19 protein-coding genes and 1 pseudogene are annotated in these 24,231 nt (G+C 59.1%); 7 read left to right on the forward strand and 13 right to left on the reverse strand.

The features are described from left to right. Positions 1-505: 505 nt before the first annotated feature. The 3 genes from U9R25_15790 to U9R25_15800 form a co-directional block, all read right to left on the reverse strand. A complete protein-coding gene (locus tag U9R25_15790) occupies positions 506-1,147 on the reverse strand; it encodes a deoxynucleoside kinase (protein ID MEA3337361.1) in 642 nt (213 codons plus the stop codon). Positions 1,148-1,155: 8 nt separating this feature from the next. Further along, positions 1,156-1,371, reverse strand: a complete 216-nt coding sequence (locus U9R25_15795) for a GIY-YIG nuclease family protein (protein ID MEA3337362.1) — start codon at positions 1,369-1,371, stop codon at positions 1,156-1,158. Between the two features lie 130 nt (positions 1,372-1,501). Continuing rightward, on the reverse strand, positions 1,502-2,710 hold the full coding sequence (locus U9R25_15800; protein ID MEA3337363.1) for a 6-phosphofructokinase: 1,209 nt from the start codon (positions 2,708-2,710) through the stop codon (positions 1,502-1,504). A gap of 327 nt (positions 2,711-3,037) precedes the next feature. Between U9R25_15800 and U9R25_15805 the strand changes: the two genes are divergently transcribed. Then, on the forward strand, positions 3,038-3,748 hold the full coding sequence (locus U9R25_15805; GenBank protein MEA3337364.1) for a sulfite exporter TauE/SafE family protein: 711 nt from the start codon (positions 3,038-3,040) through the stop codon (positions 3,746-3,748). 73 nt (positions 3,749-3,821) lie between these two features. On the opposite strand, the gene U9R25_15810 is transcribed toward U9R25_15805, so the two are convergent. The 3 genes and pseudogenes from U9R25_15810 to U9R25_15820 all read right to left on the reverse strand — a co-directional run bounded on the left by U9R25_15810 (position 3,822) and on the right by U9R25_15820 (position 7,611). After that, complete coding sequence (locus U9R25_15810) at positions 3,822-5,087, reverse strand: heterodisulfide reductase-related iron-sulfur binding cluster (GenBank protein MEA3337365.1); 1,266 nt, start codon at positions 5,085-5,087, stop codon at positions 3,822-3,824. Between the two features lies 1 nt (position 5,088). Beyond that, positions 5,089-6,249 (reverse strand): FAD-binding protein, encoded by a 1,161-nt coding sequence (locus tag U9R25_15815; protein ID MEA3337366.1) that lies wholly within the window; start codon positions 6,247-6,249, stop codon positions 5,089-5,091. Next, a pseudogene (locus U9R25_15820) lies at positions 6,244-7,611 on the reverse strand (FAD-linked oxidase C-terminal domain-containing protein). The gene U9R25_15815 and the pseudogene U9R25_15820 overlap by 6 nt, the downstream one beginning before the upstream one ends. 246 nt (positions 7,612-7,857) lie before the next feature. Here U9R25_15820 and panB point away from each other — a divergent pair. The 3 genes from panB (at position 7,858) to U9R25_15835 (ending at position 10,613) form a co-directional block, all read left to right on the forward strand. Continuing rightward, a complete protein-coding gene (gene panB / locus U9R25_15825) occupies positions 7,858-8,721 on the forward strand; it encodes a 3-methyl-2-oxobutanoate hydroxymethyltransferase (protein ID MEA3337367.1) in 864 nt (287 codons plus the stop codon). Position 8,722: 1 nt separating this feature from the next. Continuing rightward, a complete protein-coding gene (locus U9R25_15830) occupies positions 8,723-9,994 on the forward strand; it encodes a hypothetical protein (GenBank protein MEA3337368.1) in 1,272 nt (423 codons plus the stop codon). Positions 9,995-10,376: 382 nt separating this feature from the next. Further along, complete coding sequence (locus U9R25_15835) at positions 10,377-10,613, forward strand: hypothetical protein (GenBank protein ID MEA3337369.1); 237 nt, start codon at positions 10,377-10,379, stop codon at positions 10,611-10,613. Here the strand turns inward: U9R25_15835 and U9R25_15840 are convergent, their stop codons facing one another. Continuing rightward, complete coding sequence (locus U9R25_15840) at positions 10,614-13,184, reverse strand: flagellar filament outer layer protein FlaA (GenBank protein ID MEA3337370.1); 2,571 nt, start codon at positions 13,182-13,184, stop codon at positions 10,614-10,616. A gap of 174 nt (positions 13,185-13,358) precedes the next feature. Here U9R25_15840 and U9R25_15845 point away from each other — a divergent pair, with 174 nt between their 5' ends. Together U9R25_15845 and U9R25_15850 are read left to right on the forward strand one after the other, a co-directional pair. Then, positions 13,359-13,568 carry a TOBE domain-containing protein gene (locus tag U9R25_15845; GenBank protein MEA3337371.1) on the forward strand — a complete coding sequence of 70 codons (210 nt, stop codon included), beginning with the start codon at positions 13,359-13,361 and terminating at the stop codon, positions 13,566-13,568. 21 nt (positions 13,569-13,589) lie between these two features. Then, positions 13,590-14,579: a uroporphyrinogen decarboxylase family protein gene (locus U9R25_15850; protein ID MEA3337372.1), complete on the forward strand. Its 990-nt coding sequence runs from the start codon at positions 13,590-13,592 to the stop codon at positions 14,577-14,579. Between the two features lie 9 nt (positions 14,580-14,588). On the opposite strand, the gene U9R25_15855 is transcribed toward U9R25_15850, so the two are convergent. After that, positions 14,589-15,422 (reverse strand): aldolase/citrate lyase family protein, encoded by an 834-nt coding sequence (locus U9R25_15855; protein ID MEA3337373.1) that lies wholly within the window; start codon positions 15,420-15,422, stop codon positions 14,589-14,591. 316 nt (positions 15,423-15,738) lie between these two features. Here U9R25_15855 and U9R25_15860 point away from each other — a divergent pair, with 316 nt between their 5' ends. Next, entirely contained in the window at positions 15,739-17,628 is a 1,890-nt protein-coding gene (locus tag U9R25_15860; GenBank protein ID MEA3337374.1) for a peptidoglycan DD-metalloendopeptidase family protein, read from the forward strand. Between the two features lie 3 nt (positions 17,629-17,631). On the opposite strand, the gene U9R25_15865 is transcribed toward U9R25_15860, so the two are convergent. The 5 genes from U9R25_15865 to U9R25_15885 all read right to left on the reverse strand — a co-directional run bounded on the left by U9R25_15865 (position 17,632) and on the right by U9R25_15885 (position 24,034). Beyond that, positions 17,632-19,239: a hypothetical protein gene (locus U9R25_15865; GenBank protein ID MEA3337375.1), complete on the reverse strand. Its 1,608-nt coding sequence runs from the start codon at positions 19,237-19,239 to the stop codon at positions 17,632-17,634. 618 nt (positions 19,240-19,857) lie between these two features. After that, positions 19,858-20,607: a GAP family protein gene (locus U9R25_15870; protein MEA3337376.1), complete on the reverse strand. Its 750-nt coding sequence runs from the start codon at positions 20,605-20,607 to the stop codon at positions 19,858-19,860. A gap of 16 nt (positions 20,608-20,623) precedes the next feature. Continuing rightward, positions 20,624-21,091: a hypothetical protein gene (locus tag U9R25_15875; GenBank protein ID MEA3337377.1), complete on the reverse strand. Its 468-nt coding sequence runs from the start codon at positions 21,089-21,091 to the stop codon at positions 20,624-20,626. Positions 21,092-21,360: 269 nt separating this feature from the next. Beyond that, positions 21,361-21,603 carry a hypothetical protein gene (locus U9R25_15880; protein ID MEA3337378.1) on the reverse strand — a complete coding sequence of 81 codons (243 nt, stop codon included), beginning with the start codon at positions 21,601-21,603 and terminating at the stop codon, positions 21,361-21,363. Positions 21,604-21,652: 49 nt separating this feature from the next. Then, entirely contained in the window at positions 21,653-24,034 is a 2,382-nt protein-coding gene (locus U9R25_15885) for a thioredoxin domain-containing protein (protein MEA3337379.1), read from the reverse strand. Positions 24,035-24,231: the final 197 nt, after the last annotated feature.

The raw sequence follows: 24,231 nt of genomic DNA on the forward strand, positions 1-24,231 counted from the left end.
GGAAGCGGGGAGGGTTTGGACCACGAAGGCGCGAAGGGTCGCGAAGGAAGCGAAGCGCGAAGGACGCGAAGGACGCGGGGACGCGGGGAGGGTTTGGACCACGAAGGCGCGAAGGGTCGCGAAGGACGCGGGGACGCGGGGACACGGGGACGCGGGGAGGGTTTGGACCACGAAGGCGCGAAGGGTCGCGAAGGGCGCGGGGAGGGTTTGGACCACGAAGGCGCGAAGGGCGCGAAGGACGCGGGGAGGGTTTGGACCACGAAGGCGCGAAGGGTCGCGAAGGCCGCGAAGCGCGAAGGACGCGAAGGACGCGGGGACGCGGGGAGGGTTTGGACCACGAAGGCGCGAAGGGTCGCGAAGGAAGCGAAGCGCGAAGGGCGCGAAGGGCGCGAAGCGCGAAGGACGCGGGGAGGGTTTGGACCACGAAGGCGCGAAGGGTCGCGAAGGGCGCGAAGCGCGAAGGACGCGAAGGACGCGGGGACACGGGGCCCTTGCGACTTTGCGACTAAGCGGGAAAGACCACCGACTCTTTCCCGGCAAGTTTATCGAGGATTCTGTCTACAACAATGTTGAGATGGGCGGGTCTGTTGACGAAATCCAGATTGCCACTGGGTATGGTTAACACCGGGCACAGGTCGAAAGATTGAATCCAGTCGTCGTAGAAGGATTCCAGCAAGGCAAGATATTCGGGGCTGATGCCGCTTTCGATGTCCCGGCCGCGGCGGCGAATGCGGTCGACCAGGACGGGGACAGGTGCGTCCAGGAAGAGCAGCAGATCAGGACGGGGCAAGCCTGCGACGACAAGGCCATAAAGACGGCGATAGGCCTCATAGTCCCGTTCGCTCAGGTTGCCCAGGTGATGCAGGGCCCTGGCGAATATATGGGCATCCTCGTAGATGCTGCGGTCGGCAATGGCCGAGTCCGGGCTGTTGGCCAGGCCAAGGTGATGTTCCGCACGATGGCCGAGAAAAAAAATCTGAAGGTGAAAGGACCATTGCCGCATGTCAGCATAGAAATCGGGCAGATAGGGGTTGTCGGCGACCGATTCAAAGCTTGTTCGCCAGCCAAGGCGGGCGCCCAAGCGTTCAGTGAGCGAGGTCTTTCCGGCGCCGATGTTACCTGCAACAAGCACAAGCCGGTTTATCATGGGATCTTTCATGGCAGGATCTGATGTTCGGCGTGATAGGCACTCAAGCTGTCAGAAAACTCCTGTGCGAAAAGGAGTTCAACTGGTAATCGGCGGCATGTCCATTCACTTGCGTCACCAGCATGGTGTTTCGCTAAACGGCGTTTCAGGTTGTTCGTTCGGCCTGTGTAGTAGGAACTGTCCGAACATCGAAGGATGTATACCCAAGTCCTGGTCATACTCATCTGGTAATTTGTTTTGGGCCGCACCCTTTGACAAGCTCAGGATGCAGGTTTCTCTTTCGGGCATTCAGCTCAGGAAAGCGTGCCATGGTCTGCACCTGACCACTGACAATTGACAATTTGCTCGGGAAGCTTACTCCATCTCACTGGTCATAATGAACAGCGGCTTCATGGCAAAGCGTCGATAGAGAGGGCGCAGGCGATCCGTACTGTAGTGGGTCTTGATATTCACCACCTTCTTGGTACTGGTCACCACATCGATCGGCATGTCATCGTAACGGCCGTTCTTGAGCACAACCAGCCGGCCGTGCACACCTTTCAGGATGAGATCGAGGGCCAGGTTGCCGTAGGCCATAGGTACGATTGAGTCAATGGCGTCGGGATCACCGCCGCGGACCAGGTAACCGAGGCGCTGATTGATGACGTTGATGGTTCTGCCATTGTTGAATTTCGCCGAGCGGGCCTTGAGTTCCTGGGAAACCAGGTCGCCAATGCCGCCCAGCTTTTTGTGTCCAAAGGCGTCGGTGGTCTGGTCGGAAAAGACCATCTCTCCACCCTCAAACATGGCTCCTTCCGAGACCAGAACGATGGAATACTTGCTGGGGTTCTTTTCCCGATCATTGACCAGCAGCTCCGTAAGCTGATCCATGTCGAACTTGTATTCCGGGATGACACAGCGGTTGGCCGCACCGGCCATGGTTGGCAGCATGGCGGTGAAGCCAGCATAGCGACCGAAGACTTCCAGGACCAGGAAGCGTTCGTGGGAGCCGGCCGAGGTGCGCAGTGTATTGGTCAGGCTGATGGTGCGGGTCACGCAGGTGCTGAATCCGATGCAGTAATCGGTTCCCGGCACGTCGTTGTCCATGGTCTTGGGGAAGCCGACTACCTTGACGCCCTGCTGGTAGAGATGCACGCCATAGCTGAGGGTATCATCGCCGCCAATCGGAATGAGGAAATCTATGCCAAGCCAGTCGAGGTTTTTCATGATTTCCGGAGTCAAGTCATTCATGGGTTTGTCGTAAGTGTCCTGCAAGTGGGTTGGCACTGTTTCCTTCGACACATGACTGGGCCGCGTTCTGGAGGTATGCAGGAAAGTGCCGCCTGTTCTACCAGCCTTGTTGACGATTTCCTCGCTGAGGACCTGAAAGTTCTCGCTATTGTCGTAGTCCTTCTCGCGGATGACCTCCATGATACCCTTCCACCCGCGGCGCAGGCCGATGACCTGATAACCCTCGCGCAAGGCGCGGATTGTAACCGCACGAATGGCCGGGTTCAATCCGGGCACATCGCCACCGCCTGTCAGGATTCCGATTACGCCTTTTGCCTTATTTGCTTTCGCCACGATGCTCGTTACCTCCATAACAGAGAAAATTTGTTACTACTCAGGCTCGGCAGGAAAATGACCTGTTTGCGCTCAGATCAACCACAGATTGCGCAGATCCCACAGATTTTTTTGTTTGAATCTGTGTCAATCGACGAAATCTATGGAAAAACCGGGATTGCCTGAGCAGTTACGAAAATTTTTAAGTGCACTCATCTACGCGGTTTGAGCAAAATCCAAGAGGTGACCGTGCGCTCAAACGCCATGCATGATACCATTACCTCTGAGATTCCTCAACTTCGAGTGACATGATTTTGCCCAGGCCGATTGTTGTGATATCGTTGCCCGATGACCATCGTATTTCTGACGGTTATCGTCTTTTCGGCCGCATTGACCCAGAGCCTGATCGGATTTGGTTGGGCATTGGTCGCCATGCCTTTGCTGGCGGAACTTCTTGGCATTCAAATTGCGGCACCCCTGGTAGCGTTGTTGGCGCTGAGCCTGGAGAGCTTTCTGGTGATTCGCTATCGCTTCGACCTTTCCCTTTCGGCGATCTGGCAACTGGTGATCGGCGCCATGGTCGGGATTCCCCTTGGGATTCTGGCTCTCGGGTACCTGGACGAGACCGTTATTCTGACCATCATGGGGGTGCTGGTCATTATCTATTCGCTCACTGTGTTATCCGGGCTAAAGATGCCGCGCCTGGAGGGCAGCATTTGGGCCTATGGGGTCGGCCTTGTCGCGGGCACGCTCGCCGGCGCCTACAACGCGCCTGGTCCCCCGGTGATCATCTATGGGCAGTGTCGCCGCTGGTCGCCGCTGGTCTTCAAAGGCAACCTGCAGGCGTTCTTCGTTGCCACAGGCGTTTTTGTCGTTTTAGGCCATGTGGTAGCTGGCAACCTTGTGCCTGCGGTCTGGCGAGGTTATCTGGTGGCGCTGGCGCCGGTGGGCCTGGGCATCCTGGCAGGACAACGGCTGGAAGGGCGGGTAAACCCCGAACAGTTCCGAAAACTGGTCCTGGTCGCGTTGATCGTGATTGGGTTGACTCTGGTGTTTTGAAGTGGAGTGTCGGAGTTTCAGAGTATCGGAGTAGCAGAGTAGCAGGGGCATGAGGTGTCCAATGGGCCGCCGCTTACACGCTCCCGCCCCGGTAAGCCAGATCCAACACCTGGATGGTGTGGAAGATGGGCAGGGGTCTACCCAGAGCCTTGAGATGAGCACTGATCTGGGTGAGGCAACCGATGTTGCCTGTGGCAATTGCCCGGGCACCTGTTGACAGGATGTTGCGCGCTTTCTGTTCACCCAGCTGGCGAGCGATGTCAGGCTGTTGAAGATTATAGGTGCCGGCCGAGCCGCAGCAGATATCGCCATCAGGGATTTCCACAAGGTCGAGATTTCCTATCAGCCCCAATAGCGAGCGAGGCTGCGCACGGACTCCCTGGGCGTGGGCCAGGTGACAGGCGTCGTGGTATGCCAGGAGCAAGGGCTGGGCCAGGGGCGGCGGCGGTTCCATGCCGAGGGCATGCAGAAAGACCGTTATATCCATCACCTGGTCTGCAAAGCGTTCTGCCCGACCGGACTGGGCGTGGCCCTTGAAAAGCAGGGGATATTCCTTCATGCCAGAGCCGCAGCCCGCGGCATTTGTAACGATCGCATCAAGCTCTGACGGGAAACAATCAAGGTTGTTCTGCGCCAGACGGCGCGCTTCTTTGGTGTTTCCCATGTGCAGGCCGAGGGCACCACAGCAACCCTGGTCCCTGGGAATGATGGTCTCGACACCGTTGCGCGCCAAAACCCGCAAGGTAGCCCAGTTGATCTCCGGAGCCAGCACCTGTTGTACACAGCCGGTTAAAAGGGCAACCCTGGCGCGCCGGGTGCCTGCAGCAGGATACACTTCGGGGAAGGGCTCGCTCGCTGGCAGTTCATCGGGAACGAGTTCAAGCATAGCGGCCATCGTCCCCGGCAGTGGCAGCGGCAGGCGTCGGGCCAGCTTGCCCGCCCTGGACGCCAGACGAAAGCGATTGGGATAGGGCAGGGAGGCTGTCAGCAGGAACTCCACAGCCCTTTCTGTGGCGCCATTTTGCCCGGTTCTTGCCGCATATGCCCGGTAGGTGCCGATCAATTCCCCGTAGGGCACGCCGGAGGGACAGGCTGTCTCGCACCCCAAACAGCCGAGGCAGCGCTCCAGGAAGGGGGCAGCTTCGTCAGCCGTGAGGCCGCCTTCCAGCACTTCCTTCATGAGGATGATACGTCCTCTGGGCGAGTCCATTTCCTGGTTGAGCACCTGGTAGGTGGGACAGGATGGCAGACACAGGCCACAATGAACGCATGCTTCCACCGCGTGCGCCATCGCCTCGCCCCGGGGTCCAAAAGCCTCCGCAACGATGTCATGTCTCATGCTATAGCTCCAGGAAACGCTGATCGGGATCGAGGACCTGTTTGACTCTGCGCGCGAAGTCCGCGCCCGGTGGCGTTCCGATGCAGGGTTGACCGGGCGCACCCCGTAGAACAAGGCCGGCCATCTCAAGATGGCTCAGGGACTCAGCGAGAGAGGATGGCAGGTCGGGCAGGGTGAGCCAGAGAACGTTGCCACCCACGGCATAACGGCGCGGGGCATTTTGCGGGCGCAGAAGCGCTTCGACGGCAGGAATCTGACCTGTCGTCAGGGGTATTTTGATGAGCGCCGAGTCCCAGGGCGCCCACTGGAATTCGCTCACGCTTTGCCAATAGCGCTCATCCCCGGCGCCAGTGAGTATCTGGCCATCACCAACCAGGGCCTGCAGGCGATCCAGACGAGCGTCGAGCAATTGAGCAAGGCCACTGATGCGGATCCACAACCGGGCACCATGGTCGGTTGGCTGCAAATCCAGGGCCTCCAGGTCGAGAGAAGCGCGACTCAGGTCGATCATGGCCCTGCGAGCTGTGTCGACCGCCTTGAATTCGACACTTAACGTGGCAAAGGCCTCAGGTTTCGGAAACACCTTGAATGTCAGCTCGGTCAGAATGCCCAGGCGTCCCAGGCTGCCCACCATGAGCTTGGGCAGGTCAAAGCCGGCCGCGTTTTTGACGACCCGACCCCCGCCTTGCAGCAGATTGCCCTGACCATCGACGAAACGGATGCCCAGGATGAAGTCGCGAGCGCCACCGTAGCGGTAGCGATTGGAGCCGCTTATGCCTGCGGCTGCCGTGCCTGCCAGGGTGGCGCCAGCCCGGGCCAGGGGGGGGTCGAAGGGCAGGTACTGCCCATGCTGAGCCAGCAATTGCGTTATCTCAGCTACCGGTGTGCCTGCCAGGGCGGTGATTGTATATTCATCCGGCTCATAATCCAGAATTCCCGACATGCTGCTCATATCAATGACAGTCGTAAGATCATCGCCCGGGGTGGAGAGGGCCGGTTTGCTGCCAGCTCCTTTGACCAGGATCGCACGATGGCTTCGGATGATCTGCTGGAGTTGGGCCACTGTCGCGGGTGAGAATGCCGCGGGCGGCGCCTGTGCAATGCCTCCTTCTGTCCGGGAGGTTGGAATGGCCGACGTAGCCGGTCCGTTGACCGCCAGCATCTTGCCCCGGTTGGCCAGTTGTCTGGGATCCATGGCCAAACGCAGATTCTGCATGAGACACATGTCGGCCTGCCCGACCATGGCCGGCAGGTAAGCCAACTTCTCCACGCCAACGCCATGTTCGCCGGTGATCGACCCCCCCAGGTCGATGCAGAGCCGCAGAATCTTGCCTGCCATCGCTTTGGCCCGCTCCAGCGCGCCCGGCAAGCGACCATCGTAGAGGATCAACGGATGGAGATTGCCGTCGCCGGCGTGGAAGACGTTGGCCACGGGAAGATCATATGCCAGGCTGAGGCGCTCGATCTCGGCCAGGGCTGTTGCCAACTTGCCTCGCGGCACGACTCCATCCTGGACCAGATAATCGGGGCTGAGCCGGCCTACAGCGCTGAACGCCCCCTTGCGGCCCTTCCATATCCTGGCCCGTTCCCGGTCGTCCCGGGCCGTGCGAACTTCAGCGGCGCCTGAACGATCGATTACTTCCAGCAATCGATCGAACTCGACTTCAACCTGGTTCGGCTCACCTTCAAGCTCCACGATCAGCAGAGCGGCCGCATCTTGCGGATAGCCCGCCTTGACCGATGCCTCGGCGGCCTTGATGGCCAGCCTGTCCATGATCTCCATGGCGCCCGGTAACAATCCCGAGGCCACCACCAGGGCAACTGCATTTCCAGCGGCTTGCAGGTCATGATAGGCCGCCAGGACCGTGCGAAATGTTGCCACCGCGGGGAGGAGACGCACGGTTATCTCCAGGGCGATGCCAAAAATGCCCTCGGAGCCAACAAACAGCCCGGTCAGATCGGGGCCGATGCCTTCCAGGCTGGCGCCCCCGAGGGTCACTACCTCACCGTCGCCCAGTACCGCCTTGATTGCCAGCACATGGTTGCTGGTCATGCCGTATTTCAGGCAGTGAGCCCCGCCCGAGTTGTAGGCAACGTTGCCACCGATTGTGCAGATAGGTTGACTTGAGGGATCGGGCGCGAAATAGAGATTGTGAGGGGAAGCCGCCGCCGTGATGCTGTTGTTGATGACACCCGGCTCGATGACCGCGGTTCGGGTGTCGGCATCCACATGGAGAATCTGGTTGAGGCGATTGAGGGCAAGCACGATGCCATCTTTCAGGGGAAGGGAGCCGCCCGACAGGCTTGTGCCGCTGCCTCTTGGCACAAAGGGAACGCCGAATCGGTTGCACAGCCGCACTGTCTCAATGACCTCCTGCTGGGTCTCAGCAAGGACCACGGCCAGGGGACGGGCCCGATAAGCTGTCAGGGCATCGGACTCGAAGGGGATCAGCTCAGCGGGACGAGTCAGGAGTCGATCGGGGGGATAGAGTTGGCCCAGGGAAGCTAAAATGGCCTCTGACATGAATGTCACCTCTTGGTAAAAAAGCTCGGCTCGAGAGGATCGAGGGTCGGGTCAATTATACGTTATCTGCTGGCGGTGTCAATGATTTGCGGCGCCGGCGCTTTGTTGATATACTGAACGTGAGCGGCAAAAGGTTGTCTTTCTCCGCAACAGGGAGCACAAACAATCGACCTGGGAGGCAGCTGAACAGCTGCGGGTGTTGCGTCAAACCATTCACTTTTCTTTTCGAGACAAAGGAGTCTTGACATGAGCGAACGCAAAAAGGTAACGCTTCCGGTTCTGCTGCGCAAGATGCAGCAGGGGATTCCCATTACGATGATCACCTGTTACGATTATGCCACGGCACACCTGGTGGAGCTGGCAGGAATCGACATCGTACTGGTGGGGGACAGCCTGGGGATGACCATGTTGGGGTATGATTCCACCCTGCCTGTCACCATGGACGACATGATCCGGCACACGCAGGCTGTGCGCCGGGGAACCCTCTCCTCCTGGCTGATCGGCGACATGCCCTACATGAGCTATCAACCCTCCGATGAGACGGCCGTCCTCAGCGCGGGCCGTTTCATGGCAGAGACTGCCTGTGATGGGGTGAAACTTGAGGGTGGCGCCGAGATGGCGTCCCGCGTGACGGCGATCAGCGACGCGGGCATCCCGGTCATGGGGCACCTGGGGCTGACGCCTCAGAGTGTCTCCTCGTTAGGAGGGTTTCGACTACAGGGCAAAGGGGCTGAGCAGGCCAAAAAACTGATCGACGATGCCCGGGCCATCGAGGAGGCGGGAGCCATGGGCATTCTCTTCGAGTTGGTGCCCGACCGGGTGTTGCAGATCATCACCGAGCGCGCCCGGATCCCCATCATCAGTCTCGGCGCAGGCCCCTACGCGCACGGACAGTTGTTGATCTTCCACGACATGTTCGGCCTCTATCCGAAGTTCACGCCCAAGATGGCAAAAAAATATGGGGAGGCGGGCCAGGTGATCCTGGATGGTCTCACGGCGTACGTCGAGGAAGTAACCGAAGGGTCGTTTCCCGAGCCGGAGCGTTATTTTGGAATCAAGGACCCCGCTTACCGCGAGCTGCTCACCTTGTTGAGCGAGGAGGATGAGTAAGATGAGCGACGAGCTCCGGCAACGACTGGCAATCCCATCCCAAAGACTGGAGGAGATCAACGGCGTTCTGTTGGATCCTGAGAACCGGGCTGTTGACGATTTTCTGGCGGTGGTCGCTAAATATGGCACCCCGGAGGAGATCAATCGCAAGGCCGATGCCGCCCGCGAACTACCCAGTCTGCTGCGGCGACTGAAAGCGCAGGGGTCGCCCTATCTATCCGATCTCGCCTGGCTGGCAGAACAGCGGGACCGGCAGGCCTTCATCTCGGAGTCTGATTTCCGCCGGCAGCAGCTGGACGATCAGGCCGACTCGCTTGAATTTGCCGACGACTTTGCGGTGACCCTGGAGATCAGCGCCTGCCAGTATTTCCCCTGGGTGCTGGTTCAGGCCCGGCAGTGCATTGCCCGTGATGAACTCATGCCGGGGCGCTTCATTCGGGTGCGCAGTATGAGGGAGCAGGAGGCTGACGACGGCGATATCCTGGCCTTTGCGGCTGCGATGCAGATCATCGGCGCGAGCTACGTCGAAACGCTGGATACCAAGGGAACCGATGGGGCCAATATTCACCTGGGCGGGCCGGATACGATCACCGGCTACTTTGGCGGTGTCGGGCAGCCCAACGACTATGCCCTGAAGTGGTTGGACGAGTACCTGCACTATTATACAACCTACGGAATCACACAGGTTCTCAATGTCAATCCTGGCACCGTGTTGCTCGGCTATTTATTACACAAGTTGGGCATCGACAACGAGTTCAAGATATCTGTTTTCCTGGGCAATGATAACCCCTATGCGGCACTCTGGACCCTGATCGGGGCCAAGCTATTCAGCCGGGAGGATGGCACGAGCCCTTTGATCGGGTTCAACTGGAGCAATTCGGTCAACAACGAATCTATGGAGATAACCGCGCAGTTTCGCAAAGAGCTTGGATTCGAAGAGATAGTGCGCTTCGAGCATCATATCACCGAGACGTGGAAGCACATCGTGCGCCAACCGTATAATCGCCGGCAGGAGTTGATCGAACTGGCCGACCATGTGGCGAATATCTCAGCCAAACATGAGGGGGGTGATCCAGAGATAGACTCGGCCCGGGACCGTCCCTCGGACATCCTGGACTATTTCCGGTCCAAGGAGGAGATCGAGGCTGCGGGAGAGATGCCCGATTTGCTGCTGAACTATCTGGATAAGCACGAAGCGCTCAACCGAACAGCCCGGGCGTTGACGCAAAACGGCCTCAGTTTCATTGCGGCCAGGGAATTGCATCACCGGTGAGGGAACGGAGCTCCTTCAGCAGGGGTGTGTTGAAAACGGGTTGGGGCGGTCCCTGCGGTCACGCCAGTGGGCGGAGGGCGGGGAGACCCGGCCCCTACCCGGCGATCAACCGATTTTGAATGCACCCCTTCGATAGAGGTATCTTTTGGGATCTCCAGGATCTCGAAGGAGGCGAAGGCTACTACGAGATCCAATGAGCTCCTGCAGCAGTGGGATACTGACCAACTCGATTGAAACCTACGGGCATCGAGAGACGTAAAGAAAGCAAGATGTAGGCACCTCAACGTTCCTTGATGTGATAGCGATTTAGACAGGAGGCCGAGCAATGCCTTGTTGTGGATGTGGATGTCTGTTTGCGATTTTAGGGGCGGTGATGCCGCGTGTGGCGATCGTGCTGATGTGGATTTTCACCGATTGGGTAAGCCGGGCCTTCGACGGCTTCATTCTGCCCTTGTTGGGTTTGATCTTTTTACCCTACGCTACCCTGTTCTACATCGTTGTTGCTCCCAATGGAGTCAACGGCTTCGAGTGGCTGCTGGTAATCTTCGGCTTTTTCCTCGACATAACATCGTATGCCGGCGGCTCTTTTTCCGGCAAGCAGGAATGGGACAAGAGGTGATCAAGGCCCCCAGGAGACCCGTTCTTCCACCCATCCCCGGGAACTGAAGCCTGGTTCGTTGGCAACCAGGCCATCCACGGCGCCGGGCAGGTCAAAGAGTTTCTGCTGGTTTGAACCGTCGGCGTTCATGGCCCACATTGACCAGAGGCCATCGCGGTTCGAAACGAAGGCAATGGATAATCCATCGGGGGACCATGCGGGCAGTCCATCACTGCCGGCATGGTCGGTCAGGCGGTTCAGACCTGAGCCATCTGGATTGATGCGATAGATATCCCAGCTATCCTGGCTTTGGGACATGAAGGCGATGGCACTGCTGTTTGGTGCGACCGCCGGCGCTGTTGCTGTGTTGTCCTTGAGGATCAGTTTCATCCCCGAACCATTGGAATCCATAGTTGCCAGACCGTTGTCGGGGAAAACCGTACGGTAGACGATCTGGTCGTCTGTTAACCAGGTTGCGTACTCGCCGTAGACGGGACCGCTGCCCTGTTGCAACTGCCAGTCGGATCCACCACTGCTGCCTGTCTCGTAGACGCGTGCACGCCGGTCTGCCTCGCGCCTGGACATGAATGCAAGGATTTGGCCGTCAGGCGACCAGGAGGGCAGCGCGTCCTCCAGGAAATTGGTCAGGCGTTTCTGGTTGCCTCCGTAGGTATCCATCACCACGATTCCACGATCGTCGCTTTGCCAGCGGCGCAAGGCCAGCCGGCGTCCGTCGGGACTCAAGGCTGGCTGGCTGGCGTAGTCCAGGATTCGCACCATCTCCGAACCATCGGGCCTGGCCACAAACACATCGTATACGCGCCGGTCACTGGCATAGACCGGAAAGGCGATGCGACCACTCAGAGCAGGCGTTGGTCCGCTGGCCTCGGGCGTCGTCTGCGCAATGGGTGTGGGTGATTGCTTTTGAGCAAGGGGGCTGGTTGGCAATGGTTCGCTGGTAGTGCGGAGATCATCGATGTAGATTATTCCGCCGTCAGGCTGGCCGTCGGGAACCCCGTCCAGCACCAGGGCATCAAAGCTGACGGGGAAATCCATCTTGCCGTTGTCGGGCCCGCTGATGTGGCCGTTGGGCCATTCGGCCTCGTCGTCGAACCAGGCGGTCATGGGCTGCCAGCCCTGGTGGTGGAGACGCCCAAAGGTGTAAGCGCGGCGTTCACCCTCAGTATCGCTAAGCCAGGCGTTCAGGAAATGACCCGATCCATCGCCAAAAACCCAGGCCACCAAACCGCTGGGCTCTCCCACCAATTGAACAGGTGGTCGGGCCTCAAAGACGACAAAGTTGTCCTCGACGGCATCGAAATGGTAGGTGATCTTGCCAGAAGAGTTGCCTGTATGGACCTGGTCCTGGCCAGGTTCAAGACGCCCGTAAGGTTGATCGCTCCGTCGCCACTGGGGGTTCTGATCGAAGTCGATGACCAGGGTATGGTCCCCCGGTTCGGCATCTTCGGTTGGGGATGGCTGTGGGGTAGCCGAAAGGGCAACCACAGGCGTAGTCGCGGCGGTAACCGTACTGGAAGGATGGTAGATCTGAAGATTTCGCAGATGGACGAAGTCCTCTTCACCCTCGGACAGGTCTCGTCCGGGAACAATGGCGAACCCAAACATGCCGCTGTCGGAAAAACGATCGTCCTGGGCCTGTAGAAGGAAGGTGTCGTTGGCAAACAGGGCGAAGTCACTGCCTTCAACCTCCAGGCGGACACTGTTGAATCCTGAGTCATCCAGCAGCCCGGCAGGAATTGTTTGGCGGGCAAGGCCTTGCCATGCCGCGCCATCCCAGGCCTGCAGACTTGCAGTGCCATCGGCGGGTCGAAGCAAAGCCAGGTAATAGCCGGGCAGGTCGCCATCGGCCGTTTCCAGGCTGCGGAATATGAAGCCATAGCCACTGCCGGGTCCAGCCACCGGTGCCCGGAAATCAACCTCGGCAGAAAAATCCTTCAGGAGGCGGTTGGAAAAGAAGAGGGGCATCACAATGCCTGGCTGGTTGCCAGTCAGAAGGCCGCGACCACGCACGTGGTCGAAGGTCATCAGGTCCTCGCCGTAGAAGGGTTGGGCCTGAACCGGATCGGCCTCGAAGTTTTCCTCGAATACCAGAACGCCATTGGTGTCCGGTGTACGTCGAAGAGGGGGCACCGTAGCGGTTGCAGTGGGAACAGTGGTGGGCTCAGGTGATGGGGTGTCGGCAGGTGTGGGGGGCAACGGCGTTGGGCTGTCGGTGGGCAGTGGTGTAGCGGCAGGCTGTGGGGTTTCGGCAGGCGACGGTGCCACGTCCGCCGGGCTGGTCGTTGTTGGGACCAGCGTGGATGTTTCCGCGGGATTTGGCGTTTCTGTCTCCAGCGCTTCAACCAGCGGCATTTCGGTGACCACCGCGACGGGTGGTGGAGGCGGGTCCGGCCTGAGCAGCCCGGGCAAGATCAGGACTGCCGCCGTTACGGTGGCGATTATCAGCAATGGTGCCAGCAACAGGGCGAGCCATTTCCACGGCACACTCCTGTTGTCGCCCTCATCGAATTGAGGTGGCCATTGGGCGCGCGGGCTTCCGCATCGGCTGCAATAGCTGTCGTCTTGAGCCATATTGGCTCCGCAGTGTGAGCAATTCATAGTGCCAACGTATTATACAACAGTTTGCAGGTGGTGTCACCCATTGGAGGAAGACAGTTGACGCCTGATGCCGGCAGGGCTACAATGGGTTCGATGGTTTTTCGATATCTACCTGGGCTGGAAGGGCCCGACAACAAGGAGAAAACTTTGAATATCAGCGCGCGCAATGTACTGAAAGGCACCGTGAAAAACCTGACCCACGGGGCTGTCAACAGCGAGGTGACCGTTGAACTGGCCGGTGGCGCAGAGGTCGTTTCGATCATCACCAAAAACTCAGCTGAGAACCTGGGCCTGGTCGAAGGCAAAGAGGTCTACGTGGTGATCAAGGCGTCGAACGTCATGATCGCCGCCGGATAGTTGACTTTTCGGTATCGCACGATGACCAGCATCCCCCGCGAGCGGGTACTGGACGCGATGGCCCATCGGGAACCGGAGCGGGTGCCTCGCTTCGAAATCTGGATCGATGCATTGCTGCCCTCGCCCGGTCAAACTGACCCGCTGGACAGCTATGTCAATCTGGGGCAGGACTGCATCATGTTGCCCAGCAAAACCCTGCCGGGCAGCAACGCCTGGGCGACTGGGGTCGACGAGTGGGGCAGGGTCTGGCGGGATGGCATATACCTGGACGGGGTTGTGGATTCCGAGCAGGACCTGCGGCGGTTCAGCCCATCGCCCGAGCTGGCGGGACAGCTCTTTGATCCCGAGGAGATCGACCGGCTCAAGGCGCGCCATCCGGACCACTGCCTGATCTTCGGTACCCACGTGGGGCCTTTCACAGCGGCCTATATGGCCATGGGCTTCGGGCGGTTTTTCAGACGTCTGGTCGACGATCCAGGGTATGTGGATCGATTGTTGGCGCAGCGCACTGAGTGGTGTATAGCTCTGTACCGGCAGGCGATCGCGTTGGGCGCCGAGGTTGTCGTTCTTGGCGACGACGCGGCTCACCGAAGTGGTCCCATGATCTCACCCCAGATGTGGCGGGAGCGGGTCTGGCCCTATCATCGCAGAATCGTCGATGCCCTGAGCGCGCCGGTTCTCTGGCATAGCGACGGCGATATCCGGCCATTGTTACCCGCTGCCATCGATGCTGGATTCGTTGGCGTGCACGGCCTGGAGCCTGCGGCAGGTATCGAGCTTATTGAAATCAAAAAGAGGTATGGACGGGAGCTGGTGCTGGTGGGAAATATGGATGTTCGGGTTCTTTGTGATGGCGATCTGGCGGCGGTTCGAAAAGAGGTGCTGCGCTGTCTGGGCCAGGGCGCACCGGGGGGTGGCTACATGATCGCGACATGCAACAGCATCTTCGCGGGGATGGATGGTGGCGCTGTGGCGGAGATGTTCAGGTTGCTTCAGGCGGAGCAGGATTGATGTCTCTGCCTAAAGGGCATGGCCTCCGGTTAGCGCCTGGGAAGCCTCGATGGATGAAGGCCCATCGAGCTCTTCCCGCAGGCCTCGCAGTTCCTGATTGATTCCCTGGGCGATAAACAGCGTATCACTGCGATGCACGATCAGGTTGCAGCCCCATTCGATCCAACGTTTTTCCCGTTCCAGGTCGCCGGCCACGAAGTGAATGCCTACGCCCACATTGGCCGCCCCGCAGGTCTCTATCACCTGCCGCGCTGCCTGGTTGAAGAGGGGGTGGTCGTAATCTTCGGCCAGGCCGTGGGATACGGAAAAGTCGTGGGGGCCGATCAAGACCGCATCCACGCCGCCTACGGCCAGGATCTCCGGTAGATTCCGCACTCCGGCGGGACTCTCGATCATGATGACGAGCAAGGAATCGGGATTGAAATCATGCAGGTATTGGGCGGTCTCCGGACTGGGAAAATGGCCATTCTCCAGGACCGCTCGCAGGGCGGCGCCCTTGAGGGGACGGTATTTCACGGCGCCTACCATGGTCTTGACTTGCTCCACAGTTTCCACGTAGGGCACGATAATGCCGTGGGCACCCAGATCCAGACCCATGGCTGCATAGGACACCGACGGTTCCGGGATTCGCAGCAGCGGCGCGACGCGGTTGGAGGCGTAGGCCTGGGCAGCCCAGGCCATGGTTTCCCGGTTGAGTGGCGTGTGCTCGCTGTCGATGAATACGAAGTCGAGGCCAAATTGGGCCAGGAAGCGTGGCCAGCGAGGTTGGCCATAACCTTCGATCGCGATTCCGTACACCCGCCTCCCCTCGGCCAGTGCCCGGCGCAGTTCTCGTCCTCTCATCTTAGCGGTCCTTTGCTCCGGAATGCGGAGGCCCCGATCGCGCCTCCTTACTGTTTCCCCCTTTTATCACAGCCCGGCGCGGCTGTCAACCGGTCATAGCGAAACCCATTTTGATGGTTTCCTTGCCGGGGGTACAATGGCGAGCAGATCAGCCGCAAACAGGCTGATGTTTCCATCGATCCATCGATCCTGCCCTCGCGGTCATGGCTTGATTCCAATGGCAGATCAGGGAACAGGCCGGAAAGAAACCAAATCGGGTTCTCCTCAGTGTGTTGGGCATGCTTATCGCGCGAGGTTACCTGGAGTTGAAAGCATTGTGACTGACAAGAAAATCCTCGGCCACAGATGGTTTCAACTTCTTCTTCTGGCAATCCTGCTGACGCTCATGGTTGGTTGTGGCCGGCGAGAGGCGACACCGATTGCGGTGCCGCCTACAGCGACGGCGATCTTCTCCCCGACCGCCACTGCCACACCTAGCGCGACGGCGACGGCTATGCCTACGCTCACACCTACCAGAACCCCGACGGCCACGCCTGCATCTACGCCGACTGCCCAAGCAATCGCGGTAGTGGGTGGTCCAAGCCCGCTTGCCACCCGCGCGCCAGTGCCCCAGGATAATGCTGCCTGCGGTGTGGTGGACCGGCTGGACTTTCCGCTGAACCCACCGGATGCCGAGGGGGCCAGTCTGGCACAGGGATTCGGCCGGAGGCGCAGCACTGGTTTGCAGCACGCAGGCGAGGATTGGGGTATGGCAGGGGGCCGAAACCTGGGTGCACCGGTGCAGAGCATTGGCCATGGTCGGGTGACCTATGCTCAACCGTGGGGCTGGGGCCGGGATAAGGGCGTGGTTATCGTCGAGCATGTTTTCGACAGCGGCAGCAAGCTGCTTTCCTTTTATGGACATCTCGATCCCGCCAGCGTGACGCTGCAGGCCGACGATTGCGTGACCCGTGGCGACGAAGTTGGCCGCATTGGCCGCCCACGAACTCCTCCCCATCTGCACTTTGAAATCCGTACCCACATGCCCGATGAGCCCGGACCGGGTTACTGGCCCGAGCCTGGCACGGCCGGCTGGCAACATCCCTCGCAGGTAATCTGGAATCACCGGATTCAATCGACTCCGGGAGTGCTCTGGGCGCGACCGGTATCGCCGGACTTTCAGCGCATTCTGGGCAGCAACGAAAAGGATATCTTTTTCGTATTACAGACTGATGCCCTGGTGGCCATCGACGGGAAAGATGGCAGTGTTCGGTGGCGACTCCCGGCCCAGGAGTCCTGGGTCGACGGGGCAATCGCGGCAGGCAACTCTGGCATCTATTTGATCAGTGAGCAGGGCGTGCTGCACGCCTTTGATCTGGCAGTCGATGGGGAGGGCGGCGACCCCGCGCCGCGCTGGCAGCTCGATTTGGAGTTGACGGGTAAGCCCGGCTTGATTGCCCTTCCCCAGGGTGGCGTAGCCGCGTTTGCCTGGCGCATGGGATACAGCGCGGACGAGCAGCGCCTCTCGGGTCTGCGCCAGGTTATTGCCCTGGCATCTGATGGCAGCGAGCTTTGGGAAAAGGAACTGCCTGCATCTCTTCACTGGCAGCCCGGTCAAGATCGCTGGCTGCTTGCCGGCGACCAGGTCGTTCTGGCGATCGGTGGTCCTGAGGGAGATCTTTGGTCCATCGACGAGATGGGTGCGGCGGCCTGGGATGTGGGCATGAGCGGTCCACTTGCCGGCGACCGCCAGGGTCTTTGGCTCTATGGAGAGGATGGGGTCTTCAAGCTGGATCCCGAGGGTGGCAGCGCCAGGTTATCGATCCCGCTGCCCTGGGGCTATCCCGATTTCGGGGACATCCTGGTTTTGCCCGATGGTGGGCTACTGGTGGTCCATGGCAGTTCCCGGTATCGCCCTCTGATGGTTTTCGACCGCAATGGCGTTCTGCGTTGGCAGCGTTCGTTGAGGGATTTGGGCCCGGGGCAAGCGCAGCTGGTGCAAGTCGGGGATCAGCCTTATCTGATGTTGCAGCAGGAGACGCGCGCTGCCAGAAGGGTCACGCTCTACGCGATAGATATGGCAACGCGCTCGTTGGTCCATCTCTTTTCCGGGGCGGGCCCGGCTTCGACAAGCTCAGCCTCAGCCTTCGCCTGGGCCGGCGGCGACGGGGGCGTTATGCTTGCCATCGATCAGGGAAGCGTGGTAATGGTCAATTGTCAATGTTGATCCTCAGGGCTGGGGCGGTGGGCCGGCGCCGGGTGGAATAGTGGGACCATCGGGCACGTCGCGCAGATCGTCGCAGCGGATGAACTCCACGTCGCTCCATCGAAAACCCTCGGCCTTGAAGGTCGCGATGTCCTTGACCCAGCGCTTCTCGCCATCCTCGAGAAGATAGATGTGGGGGCTGCTGCCACATTTCAGCAGGATGGGATCGGCCTCGTCGAAGACGATCTGTTGGACGCGGGTCGGCAGATGGGCGACCTGTGCCGGATCGCCGCGGAAGAGCCATGGCAGGACCAGGATGACAACCAGGGTCCAGATGACATAAGGAACCATACCGGTGGCGAAGGTGCTGTGCATGGCAGGCAACCAGCGGGAGCGCCCGGCTCGCCATTGCCGGACCAACAGCACCACCAGAACACCGATGTTGATCACATTCCAGCCGATGAAGGTCAGGCGGTTTGGTGTGGGCCGGTCGATAGAAGTGCGGTAGAGGATGGCAGCCAGGGCGTAGAGGCTGACGATCAAGGAGAGTGCGGCCAGCGCTATGATACCGCGGCGCAGCCAGGTCTGGGCCTGGTCACCCAGCTCGTTCTCCCGGACCGGGGTTGCCCCCACCATCAGGGCCATTACTGCAAAAAGCATGGCGTTGAAGATGATCAGCACCTCGCGGTTCTCGAAGGGCTCGCGGAAGTTGAAGGGGATAAAGGCCAGGTAAACGAGCAGCACCAGCACTGACAGGGGCAATAGCAGGCGCATCAACATGGCTACCAGCTTGCTCAGTCCCTCGTCGAAGGACTGCCGGGCTGGCGCCAGAGTTGGATCGTAGACCAGCGCGAGGGCGATGATGGCGATCAATCCAGCCCCGCCGGCCAAAAAGAGGCGAATCACGACATCAGGTGGTTCGATATCCAGGGCGCTGAAAAGGCCGAAGGTGATACTTGTAAAGAGTCCGCCGGCGATGGCGAACAGGCCGAATACTACAAAGGCCTCCAGTGACTTCACCAGGAAGGCGAAACGATTCCGGGCATCGCGTTTTTTTGCCAACGCGACGACGCCTACGGCAGCCCACGCCAACAGTGCCAGATGCATGACCATCAGGGTCAGATACTGCTCTTGAAAGGCGCGCGGCCAGATGTTGGAGAAAAGCAACAGCACGTAGGCGACGGCAACCGCCAGCCCGAGGATCACCGCCAGCGCCCGGTCCAGGCGCCCTTTGCCTGCCAAGGCCAGAAACAACACCATCACCGCTGCGCTGATGGGAGCGGCCAGCAGGGCCACAGCGGGCAGGATGTCATGGGCCTGGCCGGTCAGCGGATTGGTCATCTGGATGGTGAAGCGTTGATCGTCAGAAAGCAGCCAGAGCAACAGGCCGTTCAGAAGGCCGAGGGGAATCGCCCAACTCCAGGCTATCACCCGCTTTTTGGCAGCCGCGGCAGCATAGGCCAGGCGATAGTGCCAGGCGGCCAGCAACAGGTTGTCGCCAGCCTTGGTGTAGCCGGCATCGATGGCTTCAGCAAACGCGTCGCCATCGCCGGTTTGCACGGCCTGTTGGTAGGTCAGTTCCAGCTGTTCGGGATCGGTGGCAAGGTTGTGGATGGTGTCAAGATAGGACATGGTGTTACTTCCCTAACCTAGACAAGCCAGAGGAACGCAGATTACGCAGACCTTCGGCGCAGATCCTCGCTGATCCTTTTTTGATTGATCTGCGATCATCTGCGTAATCTGTGGTTCATTCAGATACCTTCGGCTGCGCTCAGGACAGTGCCCTTCGACTACGCCCCTCGATAGGCTCCCCTTCGGCAGGCTCAGGGCGAGCGGGACACCGCTTAGGACAGCGCTGCGGTTCATTCAGGCTTCAGTTAATGGTCAGTTGTCAATTGTCAGTGGTCAATGAGCGCGTTATCGACAGGTTCGACCTGGCTGACTGCAGGCTTCTGGTCGATGTTTGTTCCGTAAGCTCTACACCTAACGGACGCCTCGGCGCGCGCGTTTGTTCCAAGGCTGGGCGTTGCATTCCCGTTAATCATCGTTGCGCGGTGCCGGAAGAGTTGATGGAAAACCAGTTTCCCAGGCTGTGGCGTTGTTTCTTTTGGGCCTGGGATGGAACTTCTGTCTTGTGGGTCTGTCGGTCGCCGCGGCGAGTCTCGAAAGTGGTCTCGTATTCGCCGCGCTGGGTTAGGGAGTCATGGCGCTGGCCGGTGCTGCCCTGTCGGGGATCCTGGTCACGTGTCGTTAACTGTTCAGGAAAATCAGCAGCCCGCCAGCGCCCTTCCAGATGAAAAACGATCCGATGAAGAAGAATCCCGCAATCACCACATAGCGGAAAGCGCCATTGATCCAAGCATCTATCTTTAGCAATTCCGCACCGGCGCGTTCCGGCCAGATGAGATAGATCGCGACGGGCAGGATGACCATCAGATTGCACAGCAGCAGGAAGAGGACAAAAACAACGGCTCTTGCCAATGAACTGACTGGCAGTGCCAGAATCTGGCTCGTTCCAGCACTCGTGTATAGCCATTGAGCGGGACTCGCGAGCATCCATACAAGGCCGACCATGATCAATTCCACAGCGCCGCCTCTATGTACTTTCTTTGTATCTTCCTCGGAAGTCTGGTTTGCTTCAGACCTGCCGCGCAGGGTGCGATAGGCGTGAATGATCAGTGCGACGCCTGCGGCGATCAGCAGGAGGTCCAGCAGCGCATGCTGTCCGGAGGTGACATCCTGACCGAGAGTCGCCAGTGTTGATTTGATGAATCCGCCGATGCCCTGAATGTCCTGAGTGAGGGCTGCCATTGCACCGCCAATCAAGAACACGACAATGACAGCTACCAGAACCTTGTAAAGGGTGATTCCCCCAACCAAACTGGATGCCTTTTTGGTGCCATTTTCCTTGCCCAGGAGGGAAACTTCGGCACCGAACTGCAAGGGTAGAAAACTGGCGACCAGTGCAAGTAAGAATATGGTAAGCCATGATTCATTCATTTGAAATCCACTCCTGTCACATGGGTGGAAATGCGTCGACCGCGTTCTTATCCAGTTTCAGGTACACGGTACCGCCTGCAATGTAGTCGATGGCGGACACCGACACAGCCAAGCTGTGCTTTCGCCACAGATGTCCTTCGTGTGTTATCAAGTGGGTGATTTTTCCACTGTCCAGATCCACCACGAATTCATCCAGCGGGCCGATATGTCCATCGGTGGCGTGAATATCTGTGCCACTGTCAATGTCCAGTTCGCCCTCGGGGATATTTTCCTTCATTACAGGGTCGGCATCAATGTCATCACTCGTTAGAGAAGCCGTCGCCGGGGTGACGGTGGGTTGAGGTGATGGCTCGCCTGAGGCAGAGAGTGACGGACCTCCACAGGCGGCTGCCAACAACGCCATGGCAAGCAACCAGGCAGGGATGATCACGCGCATGAGTTTTCCGGCTTCCAGGAATACACTTTTCCCCATTTGTCTGCTCATGACTCCCTGCTCCTCAAGAAATAAAAAAGGGTAACTGCGCTATTAGCCAACAACACTCAACGCAATCAAACCAGCTATCCGCCATCATATTGCCATCACGTTATTGCCGTGACCGGCCGATATCCAAATGCATTTGGGGCAGGTTCGATTTCATTCTCATGCATGCTCCTGGATGTGCTCAGATGCTATGCCAGATACATTGTACTGGAATTCAACGTACTGGAATTCAACCGCACAGGCAACCATACCTGCGCCTGGCTCAGAATCTTTCAACTTTTGGAAGTCATACCCGGCATCATCAACATGCAGTATCGCCTTGGCCAGCGTAAGGTGGCACTGAAGCGCTCGATGCAGGCCGTATTGATGACACCGGCGATGCTTTGGCTGGTTTGAGCGCGTTCCTGGACGATGCGCCGCCCGATGGGCAGTTTCTCCGCCAGATCGAGTGAAGCTATCGAGATGAGGTGGGCCAGCACTTGACCGATTTCGCGTAGACCGGCAGGGGTTGCCATGGCGATGTGGATGCCACCTGTGGGCAGGACCTTCAGATCTGTGGGGTTCTTACGGCCCTTCCCTGGTGCCCTCCAGGTGTGCCAACATGGTGTCGACGTCGGTGGTTGGTTGTTCGCAGATGTAATTCAAACAGACATAGGCGGTGGCCTGTCCACCGAGGCTGTAGTAGTCGTCGACGTAGGGTGCGATCTCGGAAATCTCTGGTGTTTCTACTCCTTCAGGGCGCAGCAGAACCACCTTGTTTGGTACAAAGGTCTCCCGCAATGCTGTCAGCATGGCCTCGGTGTCGGCCGCCCCAGGCACGCCGGCAATGACTACCTCGTAGGATGGGCCAAGCGCGAAGTCGAGACCGGACAACAGCTGTCCGAATCCTGCCGGTGAACCGGCCACCGTGCCAGCGATGGCGGCAAGCAGGTCGGCTGCCTTTTCCTCGAGCGTAGCGTCGGCCGTGATGCGCGCCAAGCGCAGCAGGTTCGACATGGCTACAGAGTTTCCGGCAGGGATGGCGCCATCAAAGAGCTGTTTCTGGCGAACCAGCAGGGCTTCCCCGTCGTCCGCGGTCAAAAACAGGCCACCGGACTGAGCGTCCCAGAAATGGTCCAGCATCTCCTGATTGAGGTCGAGTGCGGCTTTCAGGAAGGCGACATCCTGAGTCGTCTCGTGCAGCTCGAGCAGGCCCCATACCAGGAAGGCGTAGTCATCGAGGGTAGCCGGAATGCCAGCCTGCCTGTCGCGGTAGCGATGGTACAGCCTGCCCTGCTCGTTTCTCAGGTTTGCCAGCAGGAAATCTGCGGCGCGACGGGCCTGGTCGGCGTAGAAGGGATCGCCGAAGGCTGCCCCTGCTTTCGCCAGGGCGGCGATCATCAGGCCGTTCCAGTCGGTCAGAATCTTGTCATCCTTGAGTGGGCGAACGCGCGTTTCCCGGGCGGAAAGCAGTTGCCGGCGAATTCTCTCAAGGCGTGTTTCGAACTCAGCTTGGGAGGGCTGCAGATCATCAGCCAACTCCAACAGGTCAGCGTTCAGGTGAAGGACATTGCTTCCAGTTGGTTGCCCGGTAGCTTGCTCGATGAAGTTGCCCTCCGGCGCGGTGTTGAACAGGCGCATGGCAAGCTCGGCATCCTGCGGACCCAGGAGATCAAACAGTTCTTGCTCGCTCCACAGGTAGAATTTCCCTTCCTCGCCCTCGCTGTCGGCGTCTTCGGCGGAATAGAAGCCACCCTCGGGCGATGTCATATCGCGCAGCAGGTAGGTCATGATTTCCCGGGCGACCTGTTGGTAGTGCGGATCGCCGGTGGCCTGGAAGGCTTCGGTGTAGGCCATGGCCAACATGGCCTGGTCGTAGAGCATCTTCTCGAAATGGGGCAGCTTCCACTGCCTGTCTGTGGAATAGCGATGAAATCCATAGCCGACCTGATCGAAGACCCCGCCGCGGCGCATCGACTGCAGGGTCTGTTCAACCATGGCAAGGGCCTGTTGGTCGCCGCTGCGCTGCCAGTAACGCAACAAAAAAAGCAGATTGTGCGGGCTGGGGAACTTGGGCTCCACATTGAAGCCTCCCCAGGTCTCGTCGAAACGGCCAGCGAACTGATCGTAGGCGGCTTGCAGCGTCTCTTCACCAAGATTCTGGCCCGGTTGACTGAGTGAGGCCTGTTGAAGCACAGCGGTGATCTGCTCGGCCGAATCGATGACTTGCTGGCGTTCAGCGGTCCAGGCTGCCTGGACCCGGGGAATTATCTCCAGCATGCCGGGCCGCCCAAAACGGGTTTCGCGGGGCATGTAGGTGGTTGCGAAAAAGGGCTTTTTGTCGGGTGTCATAATGATATTCAGGGGCCATCCGCAGCTCTGGGAAAGCATCTGGCACACGACCATATAGAGGTTGTCGATATCGGGCCGTTCCTCCCGATCCACCTTGATCGATACGAAGGTCTCATTCATCAAGCGGGCGACTTCGGGATCGGAGAAGGATTCCTCTTCCATAACGTGGCACCAATGGCAGGTGGAGTAGCCGATGGAGAGGAAGATGGGCTTGTCTTCCTGGCGCGCCCGGGCGAAGGCTTGCTCGCCCCAGGGATACCAATCCACCGGGTTGCTGGCATGTTGCAGCAGGTAAGGGCTCATTTCAAGGCTCAGACGATTGCTGCCCTGCGGGATGGCCTCAGCCCCTGATTCGTCTGTAGCCGGGGATTCACCATTCTGCCGGGAGGAAGCCCCGGTATCAGGTGCAGCTGAATCGAGCGCCAGGTCGCCGGCTTGATCGGTTTCGGTGCCACGGTCCCGGGATGGAAGCGGGCTTTCCGCAACCGCTGTTTCGGAGGAAGTGACAGTGGGTTCTGTCGATGCCTGACAGCCTGACAGCGCGAGCAGGGTAATCAGGAGCAAGGCGGCGAAAGCTGCAATTCCAAAGGGTAAACGAAAACGAAACAGCGGCATGGCGAGAACTCCCTGGTATCTTACGAGTCAGATTCTTGCACACCGGGCAAGAAGATTGGCCACGAGCCTAAAAAACACAACCACAGATTACGCAGATTACGCAGATAATTGCAGATCAGATATCAGAAAAGATCAGAGAAAATCTGCGCCGTAGGTCTGTGGTGTAATCAGAAAAAAAACATGACCGCAGATAAGCG

It is taken from the genome of Chloroflexota bacterium (assembly GCA_034717495.1).
Lineage (GTDB): Bacteria > Chloroflexota > Anaerolineae > JAAEKA01 > JAAEKA01 > JAYELL01.